Here is a 16,144-nt window from a genome sequence, read left to right on the forward strand (position 1 = left end):
CCCGAAACGACCCGGTACGCCCGAATCGACGGGGCGCTACGCGCGGCGCCCGCGTCGCTCCTCGATGACGGGCGTCGCGGTCGTCTGCACCTTCGACCCCGAGTAGATGTGGTCGATGTCCGCCGCGAAGTCGCGCAGGATCACCGACCGCTTGATCGTCAGCTTCGGCGTCAGGTGTCCGGAGCCCTCCGTCAGCTCGGTGTCCAGGATCGTGAACGACCGGACCGACTCGGCTCGTGAGACCCGGCCGTTCTCGGTGTCGATCGCCTCTTGCACGGCGGTGAGCACGCGTTCGTCGTACGCGGCCTCGTGCGCGGAGAGCGCCGGGGTGATCCCGCGACTCTCGCACCACCCGGGGAGCATCTCGCGGTCGAGCGTGACGAGGGCGGCGATGAAGGGCTTGCCCTCGCCGACGACCACGACCTGCCCGATGAGCGGGTGCTCGCGAACGCCGTCCTCGAGCGGTGCCGGTGCGACGTTCTTGCCGCTCGCGGTGACGATGAGCTCCTTGGCGCGTCCGGTCACCGTCAGGATGCCGTCGTCGTCGAGCCGTCCGAGGTCGCCGGTGCGGAACCAGCCGTCGTCGGTGAAGGCCTGCTCGGTGGCCTCGTCGTTCCGCCAGTAGCGGTCGAACACGTCGACGCCGCGGATCAGGATCTCCTGGTCGTCGGCGATCCGGATCTCGACCCCGGGCAGTGCCGGTCCGACCGTCCCGATGCGCAGGTCCGCCGCGCGGTTCACGGTGGCGGGCGCGGTCGTCTCGGTGAGCCCGTAGCCCTCGAGGATGAGCACCCCGATCGACCGGAAGAAGTGCGACAGCCGCGGTGAGAGCGGCGCCGAACCACTGACCGCGTACTCGGTGCGGCCACCGAGGGCGTTCCGGAGCTTCGCGTAGACGAGCTTGTCGAACAGCTTGAACTTCAGGCCGAGCACGAGCGGGACCCGACCGGCGGCCAAGGCCTCGGAGTGGGCGACCGCGGTGTCCGCAGCGGCCCGGAAGACCTTCCCCTTGCCACCGAGGTCGGCCTTCTGCTCGGAGGCGTTGTAGATCTTCTCGAACACCCGGGGGACCGCCAGCAGGAAGGACGGCTTGAACGACGACACGGCCTGCATGAGGTCCTTCGTGTCCGGCTCGTGGCCGACCAGGACCCCGGCGGACACGGACATCGCCGCGATGAACCGGGCGAACACGTGGGCCATCGGGATGAAGAGCAGGGTCGAGGCGCCGTCCGCGACGACCTCGGGCATCGCGACGCTGGCGTTCTCGACCGTCGCCGTGAAGTTGTCGTGTCGCAGGACGCACCCCTTCGGGCGTCCGGTCGACCCGGAGGTGTAGATGATCGTCGCGTCGTCGTGGCCGTGGACCGATGCCGTCCGCGCGTCGAGTTCGTCGTCGGTGACGTCCTCGCCGAGCCGGGTCAGGTCGTCGAGCCCGCCGCCGTCGATCGTCCAGTGCTGCCCGAGGTGCGGCAGGTCCGGGGCGATCGAGGCGACCCGACGCGCGTGTTCCTCCTGCTCGACGACGATCGCGACGGCCTCGGAGTCCGAGAGGATCCACCGGACCTGGTCGGGGAGCTCGTCTCGTAGACGGGCACGGAGACCAGGCCTGCCGTCCACACCGCGAAGTCGACGAGGGTCCACTCCAGTCGGGTGCGGGACAGGATCGCGACGTGGGCGCCGGGCTCGAGGCCGGCGGCGACGAAGCCCTTCGCGATGCCGCGGACCCGTGCCAACACCTCGCCGGCGGTGATCGTCGTCCACGTGTCGCCGTGGCGCTGGGCCAGGATCGGACGCGACGGCGTCAGTCGGGCGCGGTCACCGAGCAGCCGCGCTGCCGAGCCGTGGTCAGGAGCGACGGGGCCGCTCGTCGGACGCGAGGCGTGCCTCCCGGTCGGATCGCCGACGCTGTCGGTGACCGCCCCGTCCGGACGTGCGAAGTCGGTGACCGCGCTGTCGGCGAGAGCACCGTCGGTGGTGACGCTGGCGCGTTCGGGTCGCTGATCGTTCACGGTGACTCCCTTGTCTGCCGGTTCGATTCGAGTGCGCCCCATCCTGCGAGGCGACACAGTCAGCATAGGACGCGTCACCGGGCGTTCCGTGAGTTCGCGGTGAACCGGTAGGCTCTTGGACCGTGCACGCCATCGGAATCGACATCGGGGGCACCAAGATCGCGGGAGCGGTTGTGACGGAACTCGGCGAGATTATCGCCGAGGACCGCGTGGCCACCAACGCTGCGGACCCGAACGCCATGCTCGACGACGTCGTCTCGATGGTCGAGCGACTCAGCTCAGGGCACGAGGTCGGCGCGGTCGGCGTCGCGGCCCCGGGCTTCATCGACGCCTCGCAGTCGATCGTCTACTACACGCCGAACATCCGGTGGCGGAACGAGCCCCTGCGCCAGAAGCTGCAGCAGCGCCTCGGCGACCTGCACATCACGGTCGACAACGACGCCAACGCCGCCGGGTGGGCCGAGTTCCGCTTCGGGGCCGGCCGGCTCGTCTCCGACATGACGATGCTCACCATCGGTACCGGTGTGGGCGGCGCCATCGTGACCGAGGACCGCCTGTTCCGCGGCGGGTTCGGCACCGGCGGCGAGATCGGCCACCTGCGCATCGTGCCGAACGGTCTGCCGTGCGGCTGCGGTGCGCGTGGCTGCATCGAGCAGTACGGCTCGGGCCGCGCCCTGCAGCGGATGGCGAACGACGTCGCCGACGCCGGCGGCATCGGGTCTGCGCTGGCCGACGCGCGCGAAGCCAACGGCGGCGAGCTCGACGGACACATCGTGGGCGACCTGATCCTGGCCGACGACCCGGGTGCCCTCGCGGCGCTCCGTCGCCTCGGTCGCCACCTCGGTGAGGCCTGCGCCTCACTGTCCGCGGTGCTCGACCCGCAGCTGTTCGTGTTCGGCGGCGGGGTCGCCAGCGCGGGGGACCGCCTGCTCGACCCGATCAAGCAGGCGTACCTCAACAACCTGCCGGCGCGCGGCTACCACCCCGAGCCGGACTTCGTGATCGCCGAGCTGGTGAACGACGCCGGAGTCGTCGGTGCCGCCGACCTGGCCCGCATCCACGCCCGCACGGCGTGAGCGCGTGCGGGTCCGCACGGCGTAGGGTCACTCGAGCCCGCCCCACCACCTGGAGTCGTCGATGACCTACTGGCTGCTGAAGAACTTCCTGCTCGGCCCGCTCATCCTCACCCTGTTCCGACCGTGGGTGGTCGGTCGTGAGAACGTCCCCGCCAAGGGCCCGGTCATCTTCGCGTCCAACCACATCTCGTTCATCGACTCGGTGATCCTGCCTGCCGTGCTCGACCGGCGGCTGTCCTTCCTGGCGAAGAGCGACTACTTCACCGGGCGGGGACTCAAGGGCTGGGCGACGAAGACGTTCTTCAACGCCATCGGCCAGCTGCCGATCGACCGCTCCGGCGGCAAGGCGTCCGAGGCGTCGCTCCGCACCGGCCTGCAGGTCCTGGCCCGCGGCGAGCAGCTCGGCATCTACCCGGAGGGCACCCGCAGCCCCGACGGCAAGCTGTACCGCGGTCGCACCGGCATCGCGCGGATGATCCTCGAGGGCCGGGTCCTCGTCGTCCCCGTCGCCATGGTCGGCACGCGCGAGGTGCAGCAGATCGGGCAGCGCTTCCCGAAGATCAAGCGCGTCGGGGTGGTGTTCGGCAAGCCGCTCGACTTCTCGCGCTTCCAGGGCTTCGAGACCGACCGGTTCATCCTGCGCAGCGTCACCGACGAGGTCATGCACGAGCTCGCGGGGCTGAGCCGTCAGGAGTACGTCGACGTGTACGCGACGAGCGTCAAGGAACGCGCGAGCTCTGCACGCGAGGCAGTCATGCGGGAACGGAAGTCGTCGCCCGCACGTTAGGCTCTGATGGTCCCGGCACTCCGCCGGGACGCCCGTTCTGCCGTCTTCCGGCGGCCAGGCGGGCCGCCCGCACAGAACACCGAGGTAACGCCCTTGCCCGAGTCGACCGACTTCGTCGCCCTGCAGGATCCGGACGTCATCGAGGGTCTCGACTATTGGCGCACCCTCCCCATCAAGCAGCAGCCCACGTGGCCCGACACGAGCGCGGCCGAAGCCGCCTCGGCCGAGATCGCCACGCTGCCGCCCCTCGTCTTCGCGGGCGAGGTCGACAAGCTTCGCGAGCGACTCGCCGCCGCCGCACAGGGCAAGGCGTTCCTGCTGCAGGGCGGTGACTGCGCCGAGACGTTCGCCGGTGCGACTGCCGACTCCATCCGCGACCGCGTCAAGACGATCCTGCAGATGGCCGTCGTCCTGACCTACGGTGCGTCGATGCCCGTCATCAAGATGGGGCGCATGGCCGGGCAGTTCGCCAAGCCGCGCTCGAGCGACTTCGAGACCCGCGGCGACGTCACGCTGCCCGCCTACCGCGGCGACATCGTGAACGGGTACGACTTCACGCCGGAGAGCCGGACGGCCGACCCGCGCCGCCTCGTGCAGGGGTACCACACGGCCGCGTCGACCCTGAACCTCGTCCGCGCCTTCACCCAGGGTGGCTTCGCCGACCTGCGCCAGGTGCACTCGTGGAACAAGGGCTTCGCGTCGAACCCGGCGAACGCCCGCTACGAGCACCTCGCCAAGGAGATCGACCGCGCGATCCGCTTCATGGACGCCTGCGGTGCCGACTTCGAGGCGCTCAAGCACGTCGAGTTCTACGCCTCGCACGAGGGTCTGCTCATGGACTACGAGCGCCCGATGACCCGCATCGACTCGCGCTCCGGTCTGGCCTACGACACGTCCGGCCACTTCATCTGGATCGGGGAGCGCACGCGTGACCTGGACGGTGCCCACGTGGACTTCCTGTCCCGGGTGCGGAACCCGATCGGCGTGAAGCTCGGCCCGACCACGAGCGTCGACGACATGAAGGCCCTGGTCGACAAGCTCGACCCGAACCGCGAGCCCGGCCGTCTGACCTTCATCACGCGCATGGGTGCCGGCAAGATCCGCGACGAGCTGCCCAAGCTGCTCGAGGCGATCAAGGGCATGGACGCCAACCCGCTGTGGGTCACCGACCCGATGCACGGCAACGGCCTGACCACGCCCACCGGCTACAAGACCCGTCGGTTCGACGACGTCGTGGACGAGGTCCTCGGCTTCTTCGAGGCGCACCGGCAGGTCGGCACCTACCCGGGCGGCATGCACGTCGAGCTCACCGGTGACGACGTCACGGAGTGCCTCGGCGGGTCGGAGCACATCGACGAGGCCACCCTCGCGACCCGCTACGAGTCGCTGTGCGACCCGCGGTTGAACCACATGCAGTCGCTCGAGCTCGCGTTCCTCGTGGCCGAGGAGCTCGGCGCGCACCCGCACGTGCGCGCGTAGCGCGCAGCGGGTCGGGTCAGTCCCGCCAGAGCGACAGAACCCCGCGAACCGTTCGCGGGGTTCTGTCGCTTCCGCATACCGGACGGGAGGCCCGTGGCGGCTCCGTGCCGCGCCTCCCGTCCGCTGTGTCGGTTGCGTCCACTCCGCGCCCCACGAGGCGGCAGCGGCGCCGGTTCGCGAAAGCGACAGTGTGCCGCCGATGTCCGGCGGCACACTGTCGCTTTCGCGCTGCCTTCGGCGAGGCCGTGCGAACAGGTGTCGCTTCGGCGGACCGGACCGGACGGGACCGGACCGGACTGCGCGACCGCTACTGGTCGTAGGAGAGCGTCACCGTGTCGCCGCGGTACACCGTGGCGCCGGCGCCCGGGTCGGTACCGGTCACGGGGAGCTTCGACTTCCAGTCGTAGAACCCGCACAGGATGTTCGTGCAGTCGGGAACGGAGACCTTCAGCCCGAGTCCCTCGAGCGTCGCGGTGGCCTCGTTGATCGTGGCGCCGACGACGCCGTCCTCGGGCACGGTGATCGGTGCCGGGCCCTTCGACACGACGACGTCGATCGCGGTGCCGCGCACGGCGGGGAGTCCTGCACCTTCGCGGAGACGATCTGTCCGGAGGGGACGTCCTCGCTGAACTCCTCGGTGCGGGCGCCGAGGATCAGGCCGACCGCGTCGAGCTCGGCGGAGGCCTGGTCGACGGTCTTCCCGACGACGTCCGGCACGGCGCCGAGGGACACCGTGAGCGTGACCGGGCCGGTCTCGCCGTAGGCCTTGACCGACGTCAGGTCGAGCGCCTTGCCGCCGGACGCGCGGCCGGTCGCCGCGATGACGGTGTCCTTCGCGGCGTCGGCCGAGAACTCGTACTGGTTGTCCTGCAGCTCGAAGTCGTCGTCGAGCGCGGCGGTGACGGTCGAGATCGGCTGCCCGACGATCGCCGGAAGCGCGATCATCCTCGGCCCGTTCGACACGACGAGCTGCACCGACGTGCCCTTCTGCACCTCGAGCTTCGCGGCCGGCTTGGTGATGGACACCTGTCCCTTCGCGACGACGGCGTCGAACCGGGTTCCGGTCTTCGACGCCGCGTGCAGGCCCTGGGCTTCGAGCAGCTGCCGGGCCTGCGAGACCGACTTGCCCGTCACTTCGGGGATGCGCACGTTGCCACCCGGCCCCGGCCCGAAGTACCAGCCGAAGCCCGCGCCGATGAGCAGGAGCACCACGAAGACCGACAGCGCGATCCAGCCGCGCTTGCGACGCTTGGCGGAGAGGTCGGCCAGGCGCTGTCCCGCGGGCGAGAGCACGCCGGGCTGCGCGCCCGTGCGGCGGGGGCCCGGACCGGTGTTGCGGTTGCGTGCGGCGGGACGGCTCCGTTCCGGGGAGTCGATGATGGCCGTGGCGTCGGTGGCGGCCGGCGCGTCGGCGGCAGCAGCACGGGCACCAGCGGCAGCAGCGCCGACACCGGCCGTGGTCCCGCCGCCGGAGGGCAGGATCGCGGTCGCGTTCTCGGGCCGCAGCACGGCGGTCCGGTACTGGCCCGTGGCGCGCTGCTGGTTGCCCGCCATGTGGTCGAGCATCTCGCGGGCGTCGCGTGGGCGGTCCTCGGGGTCGCGGGCGGTCGACCAGGCGACGAGTTCGTCGAGCTCCGGGGGCACACCGGACACCGCGGCGCTCGGGACGGGCACCGTGTCGTTCGCGTGCTGGTAGGCGATCTGCATCGGCTGCTCGCCCTTGTAGGGCTGCTCGCCGGTGAGCATCTCGTAGAGCATGATGCCGAGCGCGTAGATGTCGCTGCGCGAGTCGGCGGCGCCACGGGTGACGAGCTCGGGGGAGAGGTACGCGATCGTGCCGAGCAGGGCGGCCCCGGTCGCGGTGTTCGCCGTCGTCGCCCGCGCCAGGCCGAAGTCGCCGAGCTTGATGCGGCCGTCGTCGGCGAGCAGGACGTTCTCGGGCTTCAGGTCACGGTGCACGATGCCAGCGCGGTGGGCCGAGGCGAGTCCGGCCAGCACCGCGCGCAGGATGTCGGTCGCCTGCTCGGGCGTCAGGGCGTGGTGCTCCTGCAGCAGGTCCCGCAGCGTGATGCCCGGGATGTACTCCATGACGATGTACGCGGTGTCGTCCTCGGCGCCCTGGTCGTAGACGCCGACCAGGTTGGGGTGGGACAGCCGCGCGGCGGACCTCGCCTCTTGGATGAAGCGCTCACGGAAGGCCTGGTCGTCGGCCAGGTGGCCGTGCATGATCTTGATCGCGACGCGTCGCTCGAGGCGGACGTCGGTCGCGAGGTACACGGTCGCCATGCCCCCGCGCGCGATGCGGGAGCGGACGCGGTACCGCTGATCGATCATGCGACCGATCATCGGATCCGTGGCGGCGTTGGTGGTCATCGGCGGCATTCTACGAATCGAGACTGCACGGGACCGCACCGGCGCACCGGTCGTGACCGAATCTCGATCTTCCGGATGAGACTCAGAGGGTGGCCAGCCAGCCCTGGGCGGCGCTCGCCCAGTTGGCGTAGGCCTTGGGGTAGGCCGAGAGCTGCACGGCCTGGGCGGCGTCGGTGATGCTCATCGACGACCACCCGGGCACGTCGAGCAGCCCGCGGGTCTTGCCGACGTTCGGGTTGCTGCGACCGCCGAAGAACAGCTTCGTCGCGTACGCCGGGTCCTGCAGCTTCGCCGCGCTGCCCCAGCCCTGGCTCGGCCGCTGCTGGAACAGGCCGACCGAGTCGCGGTCGCCGTGCGGCAGGTTGCGCAGGCTCGACTCCTGCATCGCGGCGGCCAGGGCCACAACGATGCCGCGGTCGGACACCCCGAGGGAGCGGCCGACGGCGACGATGGTGGCCGCGTTCTGGCGCTGCTCGGCACTCAGGCCGACGGCGGCGCTCACCGCGGCACGCGACGGCGCCGTGGCGGTGGTCGCAGCAGTGCTCGACGACGGGATGACGAGGGTCTTGCCCGCGTAGATCGTGCTCGTGTAGGTCAGGCCGTTCGCCGACAGCAGTGAGGCGACGGAGACGTGGTGGGACGCAGCGATCGAGCCGATCGTGTCGCCCGAGGAGATCTTCACACTGGACTTCGACGAACCCGACGACGCTGCGGCCGTGGACACCGAGCCGCCACCGGACGAGCCGTGCGGCACGCGGAGCGTCTGACCGGGGTAGATCACGCTGCGTTGCGAGAGCTTGTTGGCGCTGAGGAGCGCGGTCGTCGACACGCCGACCCGCGACGCGATGCCGGACACGGTGTCGCCCGACTTCACGTGGTAGCTCGAGGTGCTCGACCCGGAGCCGGACGTCGATCCGGCGTTCGTGGTCGTGCGCGCCGTGGTCACGGCGGGCGTGGACGCCAGGTGCAGCGTCTGCCCGGGGTGGATGATCGTGTTCCAGCCGAGGCCGTTGCGCACCAGGACCTCCTGCGCCGACAGGCCGAACCGGGCGGCGATGCCCGACACCGTGTCGCCCTGACGGACGGTGTAGGTCGTGGGGGTGGCTGCCTTCGTCGTCGCGGCGACCGTCGTGACGACGGTCTGCGACGGACGTGCGACCGCTGTGCCGAAGACCGGACGGTTGCCGACGGTGCGATCCTGGTCGACGTGACGCTTGTGGTTCGAGTCCGCGTCGTCGTGTCGCGGTTCGGCGTGCGCGATGGGGCCGGTCAGGCCGGCGGTCACCGCGATCGTGCCCGCGAGGACGATGGGCATGGTCGCGAACCGGGCGGATCGTGCGCGCCGGGCGGCTTCGTCTGCAGCGTTGTCCACGGTTTCTCCTGATCTCGACTGTCCCGTGCGCGTGCATGCGCGCACTCACAGGTGGCACAACGCTGGCATGGTGTGATTCCCAAGTCAACCAGAGAGCCGGATGTGGTGTGTGTGACGAATGTGACGAACGTTGCGTACTCACTCGGTGCCCCGCTCTGGCACCATGGGCGTGTGAGTGCTGCACCCGTCGACGACCTCTCCCTCTCCGAGCGCTGGCTGACCGTCCCCGAACTGGTGGACCTGTTCAGCACCAGCCCCGGTCGGATCCACCGCCTGTTCGAGGAGAAGACCCTGCTGGCGGCCCGCGTCGGTGGCGTCCTGCGCGTGCCGAGCGAGTTCCTCGAGGACCGCGAGCCCATGCCCGAGCTGCAGGGCACCCTGACCGTGCTCAGCGACAACGGCTTCACCGACGACGAGGCGGTCCGCTGGATGCTCACGGTCGACGACTCGATGGGCGTCTCGCCCATCGCGGCGCTGCGCGCCGGTCGCAAGGCAGAGGTGCGTCGCGTGGCCCAGTCGCTGCTCTAGACGCGTTCCGGACGGACGGGAGGCCCGTGGCGGTGTCGCCACGGGCCTCCCGTCTGTCCTGGTGTCGCGTCTAGGACGACCGGCGGCTGACCGTGTCGGCCAGCGACGCGAGCTGCTCCCGTGCCGACGGTGTGAGCGGCGACGCGTCGAGCGCCGCCTTCGCACGCTGCACGTGCCGGTCGATGGAACGCTCGACCGCGGCGACCGCACCCGACTCGGTGAGGGTGGCGCGGAGCATCTGCACCTGCTCCTCGTCGAGGTCGGGGTCGCCGAGGAGTTCGTCGAGCAGCTGGCGAGGGCCGCTGGCCAGCGCCTTGCGGGCCGAGGCGATGAGCACGGTCCGCTTGCCCTCGCGCAGGTCGTCGCCGGCGGGCTTGCCGGTGACCTCGGGGTCGCCGAAGACGCCGAGCATGTCGTCGCGCAGCTGGTAGGCGACGCCGAGGGGGAGCCCGAAGGCGCGGAGGCCCTCGAGCTGCGAGTCGCTCGCGCCGGCCACCAGCGCGCCGATGACGAGCGGTGCCTCGATCGAGTACTTCGCGGACTTGAAGACGATGACGCGCTGGGCGCGGAGCAGGTGCTCGGACTCGTCGATGACGGGCCAGGCCGTTTCCTCGTGCACGTCGAGGTACTGGCCCGCGGTGACGTCGAGGCGCATCGCGTGGAACTCCTGGCGCACGATGCGGGCGCGCACCGGGTCGAGGAGCGCGAGGCCCTCGTCGAACACCGAGTCGCTGAGGGACAGCAGCAGGTCGCCGAGCAGCAGCGCCGAGTTCGTGCCGTACTGCCCGCGGTCGCCGACGAAGCCGGACTCTTGGTGGAGGGACTCGAACCGCCGGTGCGCTGCGGGACGCCCGCGGCGGGTGTCCGAGCGGTCCATGATGTCGTCGTGCACCAGGGCCGCTGCGTGGAACACCTCGAGCGCTGCGGCAACCGTGACGATCGCCTCGGCCGTGGTCTGGCGGGAGCCCTCGGCGAGAGGGTCGAACGAGCCCGAACGGCCCGCCACCGACTGCCACCCCCAGTAGCAGAACAGCGCCCGGAAGCGCTTGCCGCCGGACAGCAGGTCTCGGGCGTACAGGTCGAACGGGGCGAGATCGGGGCTGATCGCGAGGAGCCGTTCACGCTGCTCGTCGAGTGCCCGGTCGATACGCGCCGATACGAGGTCCACTAATCGCGTACTCTCAGCCACAGTCCCTACCCTAGTGGAGCGGTTGGGACGTAGAATCGGTGCTCTCAACCGAGCGTTGTTCAAGCCCGGTTTTCAACCTCGCGTCGATCCCAGGAACAGAGGGAACCAAGATGCCGCTCTCGGAACAGGAGCAGCGCCTTCTCGAAGAGATGGAGCGCAGCCTCTACCAGAACGATTCCGATTTCGTGGCGCGTGTCACACGTCGACAGGGTCGTCCGACGTACACAGCCATCACGCTCGGAGTGCTCGGTGCACTCGCCGGCGTCGCGATCGTGATCGTCGGTCTCGTGATCAAGGCCCCGCTGCTCGGCATCCTCGGCTTCGTCGTGATGCTCGCTGGTGTCCTCTTCGCGTTGCGCCCGGGCATGCGTGCCCCGAAGGCGAAGCCTGCCCGGCCGGGGGCGTCCGCGTCCGGTGGCTCAGCCCGTCCGGTCAACGGTGGCGGCGGTTCCTTCATGGACCGCATGAACGACCGTTGGGACAAGCGGAACGACCAGGGGCAGTAGCAGCCCTCCACACTCCTCCTCGTGACGGGGCCGGCCTTCGGGTCGGCCCCGTTTCGCGTTCCCGGGGGCGGTGGTCGCGGGCGCGTGTGCGCGATTGGTCACGACATGCCGCGCGGTGGTTGCGGGCGCGTGCGCGCGAGTGGTCACGACATGCCGCGCGGTGGTTGCCCGGGGGTCATGAACTGTCGGTTGGGGTCCGCGTGAGCGACGGTTCGTGATCACTCGGCGGCGGGGCGGCAGCACGTCGTGACCACACGCTGACCGGGGGCCGGGTGTGGTGGAGCGGAACCGTGCACCCGCCGGAGCAACGTGGCGGAGGTGGGGTGGGCCTCCAGAACGGGGGTGGACCGTCGCCGCGTGTCCGCGTGGGGGTCACGACATGCCGCGCGGTGGTTGCCCGGGGGTCATGAACTGTCGCTTGGGGTCCGCGCGAGCGACGGTTCGTGACCACTCGGCGGCGGGGCGGCAGCACGTCGTGACCACACGCTGACCGGGGGCCGGGACTGGTGGGGCGGACCACGAACCCGCGGCGCGCCACGGGACGTCCCACTGGCTGCGAAAGTCCTCCACTTTCCTCCACGCCCGCCACTCCCGTCCAGATCCCCGGCGCGACGGGCATCCACCACGGCCGCCCGGAGCCGAGCGCTGCCGAAACGGCCCCAGAAGGGGTGTCACGGGGCGAAAAGGGAGCGGAATCCTGGGCAAGGGGAGGGAGTGGAGTAAAGTGGGGCTTGCAACGGTCCGGTGGAGCGGAGGGGAGGCCCGACGTGCTGCTCGGTACTCATGCCCCGAAGCTCGACGAGAAGGGTCGCGTGATCCTCCCCGCCAAGTTTCGGGACGAACTGTCCGGGGGACTCGTGATGACCCGCGGCCAGGAGCGCTGCGTCGTGGTCTTCAGCGCCCGGACGTTCGAGGAACTCCACGAACGCATCCGGACCGCACCGATGACGTCGAAGCGCACCAGGGACTACATGCGCCTGTTCCTCTCGGGGGCCAGCGCTGAACAGCCCGACAAGCAGAACCGCGTGACGATCCCGCAGAACCTCCGTGAGTACGCGGGGCTCGAACGGGACCTGACGGTCATCGGTAGCGGTGACCGTGCCGAGATCTGGTCGACCACCGCGTGGGAGGCCTACTACGCCGAAGCCGAAGAGGCGTTCGCCGACAACGACGAGGAGGTGATCCCGGGGATCTTCTGATCCGTGGATCGGGACTCCCAGCCGTGAAGCCCTGACATCACTTCCCCGATGTCAGGTCGCATGGATGGGGATCCGGACCCGCGGCCCGGAAGACGAGGGGCTGCACATGGCCGACAACGACAACGGGACACCACGCTTCCCGCACACGCCGGTGATGCTCGAGCGCATCGTCGACCTGTTCACGCCGACGCTCGACGGCCCGGGCAAGGTCGTCGTCGACGCCACGCTCGGCATGGGCGGACACTCCGAGGGGCTGCTCGAGCGGTTCCCGGACCTGACCCTGATCGGTCTCGACCGTGACACCGACGCCCTCGGCATCGCGGGGGAGCGCCTGGCCCGCTTCGGCGACCGCGTCCGCCTGGTGCACACCGTGTACGACGGCATCGTCGACGCGATCGAGGGCGAGGGCTTCCGTCAGGTCGACGGCGTGCTGTTCGACCTCGGGGTCAGCTCGCTGCAGCTCGACCGGGCCGAACGCGGCTTCGCGTACAGCCAGGACGCCCCGCTCGACATGCGCATGGACCGGACCGAGGGGCAGACCGCCGCCGACGTCCTCGCCACCTACGACGAGGGCGAACTGCGCCGCATCTTCCAGCGCTACGGCGAGGAGAAGCTCGCCGGCCGCTACGCCCGGGCCATCGTCGACCGCCGCGCGAGCGTGCCGTTCGAGATGTCGGGCGACCTGGTGCAGGTGCTCCACGACGCGACCCCGGTCGCGATCCAGCGCCAGGGTCACCCCGCGAAGCGCGTGTTCCAGGCGCTGCGGATCGAGGTCAACGCCGAACTCAGCGTCCTCGAACGCGCGATCCCGGCGGCGCTCGACGCCATCGCGGTCGGCGGTCGGATCGTCGTCGAGTCGTACCAGTCGCTCGAGGACCGCATCGTCAAGCGGGCACTGGTGGAGCGCACGAAGTCGAGCGCCCCCGCCGGGCTACCGGTCGAGCTCCCCGAGCACGCCCCCACCTTCTCCCTGATCGTCAAGGGCGCCGAGCTGGCCGACGAGGCCGAGCGCGCCGCCAACCCCCGAGCAACACCCGTGCGCCTGCGCGCGGCCGAGCGGATCCGGAAGTGACATGAGCACGAACCTCGCACTCGTCGACCCCGCCGTCGTCCCGTCCCGCGCCCCGCGCCCGGACCGCCAGAGTCGACCGGAGCTCGTCGAGGTCACGACGACCGCGGCGCAGCGCCGCGCACGCCCCCGCATCGGCTACGCCGTCACCGCGGTCGTCGCCCTCGGCGTCCTGCTGCTCGCCCAGCTCGGCATCAGCATGGTGCTCAGCCAGGGGGCCTACACGCTGAGCGCGCTCGGCACGGAGCAGACGAACCTGTCCCGCACACAGCAGTCGCTCTCCGAGGAACTCCGGGTGCTCGACTCGCCGCAGAACCTGGCCCGCAACGCGCAGTCCCTCGGGATGATCGCGAACTCCACGCCGGTCTACCTCGACCCCAAGACGGGCCGGGTCTACGGCACGCCGACCCCGGCGGTCGCCGACCAGGCCACGGCGAGCACGGAGAACCAGGTGCCGAACTCCCTGCTGAACGACGTCCCGCTCGCTGCGAAGCGGGGCGACACGTCGACGAGCAAGGAGACGGGCCCGACGACCGGCACCGCCAGCACCGGCACCACCGGTACCGCCACCACCGGCACTGCCACCACCGACAGCACCGGCACCGACAGCACCGGCACCGACAGCACCGGCACCGCCGCGTCTGAGAAGACGAGCGGCGCCAGCGCGTCGGACGGGGGTTCCTCGAAGTCCTCCGTAGAGTCCGACGCGAACCAGCTCCAGGCGCCCTCCACCCGGTGACCTGCGGGTCTGAACCACCCTCAGCACCATCCGGGAAGGACCGCACCGCGTGACGAAGACGATCCGCAACCGCCGACTGCGCTACAGCATCGTGATGATCGCCGTGATCGCCCTGGTGGGTGTCTTCGTGGTCCGCCTCGTCGACATCCAGGTCGTGCAGGCCTCGGCCCTCAACGAGCAGTCGACGCAGAAGCGCAGCATCCCGGTGACGATCTACGGCACCCGCGGGTCGATCGTCGACCGCAACGGCACGGAACTCGCCGACAGCGTCACCCGGTACAACATCACCACCGCCCCGCGCCTGGTCAAGGCTTTCAAGGGGAAGCTCGGCGGGACCCGGGTCAAGGACATCAGCGTGTCGACGGCGCTCACCGCCCTGGCGAAGGCCTCGGGCGGCGACGTCGCGACCATGCGGAAGAACATCGCCGCGAACCCGAAGTCGGACTTCGCCTACCTGGTCAAGGGCCTCGACGTGAAGCACTACGAGGCCGTCACCGACCTCGGCATCCCCTGGATCTACAAGGAGCAGCAGGCGTCGCGGGTCTACCCGACGGGTGCGACCACGGGCAACGTCACCGGCTTCATGGGCACGGACGGTGCACAGGCCGGCCTGGAGTATGCCTACAACAAGTGCCTCGCCGGCACGAACGGCTCGGAGACGTACGAGCGCGGTGAGGACGGCGTCCAGCTGCCCGGCAGCACCGTGACGAAGAAGCAGGCCAAGGACGGCGGCACGCTCGTCACCACGATCGACAGCGATCTGCAGTACATGGCGTTGCAGACCATCGCGTCCGCCGCGAAGTCCCTGCAGGCCGAGTCCGCGACGGCCACGGTCACCAGCGTGAAGACGGGTGAGCTGCTCGCGGTCGCCGACTACCCGACCGTGGACCCGAACGACGTGGACGCCACCACCGACAAGGGTGCGTTCGGCTCCCGGGCCCTCACGGCGAGCTACGAGCCCGGTTCGACGATCAAGGCCGCCATCGCCGCGGCCCTGATCGACCAGGGCAAGTCGAGTCCCACCGACCAGGCGGTCGTGCCGTACTCGCGCACGTTCCCCTGGGGTGGCACGATCCACGACTCGGAGTTCCACGAGACCGAGAACCTGACGCTGACCGGCATCCTGCAGAACTCGTCGAACGTCGGCATCACCGAGCTCGGGGCCCGGCTGACGGCCCAGCAACGGTACGACTACATGCAGAAGTTCGGACTGTTCGAGCCGGAGTCGGCGATCGACTACCCGGGTCAGCCGTCGATGGACTACGGCTCGAGCCCGAACTGGGACCAGCAGACGAACATCAACTCGATGTTCGGCCAGGGCATCTCGACGACCGCGGTCCAGGTCGCCAGCGTGTTCCAGACCATCGCGAACGACGGTGTCCGGATCCCGCTGCACTTCGTCAAGGGGTGCACCACCTCGGACGGCACGACCATCGACGCGCCCGACGTGCAGAAGCAGCGCGTCGTGTCCGCCGCCGCCGCGACCCAGGTCACCGACATGCTCCAGAGCGTGGTCACGGGCGGCACGCTCGTGGGCATGAAGCCGATCTCGGGCTACAACATCGCCGCGAAGACCGGTACCGCCGAGGTGGCCGAGGGCTCGAAGGGCTACGGCGGTCAGCGCATCACCTCGGTGGCCGGAATGGCACCCGCCGAAGACCCCCAGTATGTTGTCACGGTGACGTTCACGAAGCCGCAGACCAACAAGTGGTCGAGCGGAGCGGCTCCGGCGTTCCGCACACTCATGTCCCAGGTGCTCGAGAAGTACCGAGTAGCCCCTCCGCGTCCGAGGCGAAGCTCTACCCGTCCACGTGGTGA

Annotated in this window: 12 protein-coding genes and 2 pseudogenes; 9 read left to right on the top strand and 5 right to left on the bottom strand. The window is 70.1% G+C overall.

The features are described from left to right. Positions 1–36 precede the first annotated feature (36 nt). Positions 37–2,051: pseudogene (locus JN350_RS10500) on the bottom strand (AMP-dependent synthetase/ligase). 80 nt (positions 2,052–2,131) lie between these two features. On the opposite strand from JN350_RS10500, the gene JN350_RS10505 reads away from it, so the two are divergent. The 3 genes from JN350_RS10505 to JN350_RS10515 all read left to right on the top strand — a co-directional run bounded on the left by JN350_RS10505 (position 2,132) and on the right by JN350_RS10515 (position 5,351). Next, positions 2,132–3,085, top strand: a complete 954-nt coding sequence (locus JN350_RS10505; protein ID WP_111085799.1) for an ROK family glucokinase — start codon at positions 2,132–2,134, stop codon at positions 3,083–3,085. 61 nt (positions 3,086–3,146) lie between these two features. Further along, entirely contained in the window at positions 3,147–3,872 is a 726-nt protein-coding gene (locus tag JN350_RS10510; RefSeq protein WP_123292455.1) for a lysophospholipid acyltransferase family protein, read from the top strand. A 93-nt stretch (positions 3,873–3,965) separates the two neighbouring features. Next, the gene (locus JN350_RS10515) at positions 3,966–5,351 is read left to right on the top strand and encodes a class II 3-deoxy-7-phosphoheptulonate synthase (protein WP_205462162.1); all 1,386 of its coding nucleotides are present in this window, start codon (positions 3,966–3,968) and stop codon (positions 5,349–5,351) included. Between the two features lie 307 nt (positions 5,352–5,658). Here the strand turns inward: JN350_RS10515 and JN350_RS10520 are convergent, their stop codons facing one another. From JN350_RS10520 to JN350_RS10530, 3 genes are all read right to left on the bottom strand, one after another. Then, positions 5,659–5,868, bottom strand: a complete 210-nt coding sequence (locus JN350_RS10520) for a PASTA domain-containing protein (RefSeq protein ID WP_205462163.1) — start codon at positions 5,866–5,868, stop codon at positions 5,659–5,661. After that, positions 5,799–7,724 (bottom strand): Stk1 family PASTA domain-containing Ser/Thr kinase, encoded by a 1,926-nt coding sequence (pknB, locus tag JN350_RS10525; protein ID WP_205462164.1) that lies wholly within the window; start codon positions 7,722–7,724, stop codon positions 5,799–5,801. The genes JN350_RS10520 and pknB overlap by 70 nt, the downstream gene beginning before the upstream one ends. An 82-nt stretch (positions 7,725–7,806) precedes the next feature. Continuing rightward, the gene (locus tag JN350_RS10530) at positions 7,807–9,096 is read right to left on the bottom strand and encodes a LysM peptidoglycan-binding domain-containing protein (RefSeq protein WP_240347266.1); all 1,290 of its coding nucleotides are present in this window, start codon (positions 9,094–9,096) and stop codon (positions 7,807–7,809) included. A 171-nt stretch (positions 9,097–9,267) separates the two neighbouring features. Here JN350_RS10530 and JN350_RS10535 point away from each other — a divergent pair, with 171 nt between their 5' ends. Then, on the top strand, positions 9,268–9,624 hold the full coding sequence (locus JN350_RS10535; RefSeq protein ID WP_205462165.1) for an Rv2175c family DNA-binding protein: 357 nt from the start codon (positions 9,268–9,270) through the stop codon (positions 9,622–9,624). A gap of 70 nt (positions 9,625–9,694) precedes the next feature. Here the strand turns inward: JN350_RS10535 and JN350_RS10540 are convergent, their stop codons facing one another. After that, positions 9,695–10,813, bottom strand: coding sequence for a polyprenyl synthetase family protein (locus tag JN350_RS10540; protein WP_111085795.1), 1,119 nt, complete (start codon positions 10,811–10,813; stop codon positions 9,695–9,697). A 110-nt stretch (positions 10,814–10,923) separates the two neighbouring features. Between JN350_RS10540 and JN350_RS10545 the strand changes: the two genes are divergently transcribed. The 5 genes and pseudogenes from JN350_RS10545 to JN350_RS10565 all read left to right on the top strand — a co-directional run. After that, on the top strand, positions 10,924–11,319 hold the full coding sequence (locus tag JN350_RS10545; RefSeq protein WP_205462166.1) for a DUF3040 domain-containing protein: 396 nt from the start codon (positions 10,924–10,926) through the stop codon (positions 11,317–11,319). A gap of 767 nt (positions 11,320–12,086) precedes the next feature. Further along, on the top strand, positions 12,087–12,518 hold the full coding sequence (gene mraZ / locus JN350_RS10550; protein WP_071254530.1) for a division/cell wall cluster transcriptional repressor MraZ: 432 nt from the start codon (positions 12,087–12,089) through the stop codon (positions 12,516–12,518). A 106-nt stretch (positions 12,519–12,624) separates the two neighbouring features. Next, entirely contained in the window at positions 12,625–13,590 is a 966-nt protein-coding gene (rsmH, locus tag JN350_RS10555) for a 16S rRNA (cytosine(1402)-N(4))-methyltransferase RsmH (RefSeq protein ID WP_205464432.1), read from the top strand. 1 nt (position 13,591) lies between these two features. Further along, entirely contained in the window at positions 13,592–14,326 is a 735-nt protein-coding gene (locus JN350_RS10560) for a cell division protein FtsL (protein WP_205462167.1), read from the top strand. 94 nt (positions 14,327–14,420) lie between these two features. Beyond that, a pseudogene (locus tag JN350_RS10565) lies at positions 14,421–16,061 on the top strand (peptidoglycan D,D-transpeptidase FtsI family protein); the annotation flags it as partial. Between the last annotated feature and the right edge of the window lie 83 nt (positions 16,062–16,144).

The organism is Curtobacterium sp. 24E2 (genome assembly GCF_016925595.1).
Classification (GTDB): domain Bacteria; phylum Actinomycetota; class Actinomycetes; order Actinomycetales; family Microbacteriaceae; genus Curtobacterium.

Bases quoted from the DNA above. Each gene is read 5' to 3' on its own strand.
- JN350_RS10560 (WP_205462167.1), top strand. From the start codon at position 13,592: ATGAGCACGAACCTCGCACTCGTCGACCCCGCCGTCGTCCCGTCCCGC.
- pknB (WP_205462164.1), bottom strand. From the start codon at position 7,724: ATGACCACCAACGCCGCCACGGATCCGATGATCGGTCGCATGATCGAT.
- JN350_RS10510 (WP_123292455.1), top strand. From the start codon at position 3,147: ATGACCTACTGGCTGCTGAAGAACTTCCTGCTCGGCCCGCTCATCCTC.
- JN350_RS10545 (WP_205462166.1), top strand. From the start codon at position 10,924: ATGCCGCTCTCGGAACAGGAGCAGCGCCTTCTCGAAGAGATGGAGCGC.
- rsmH (WP_205464432.1), top strand. From the start codon at position 12,625: ATGGCCGACAACGACAACGGGACACCACGCTTCCCGCACACGCCGGTG.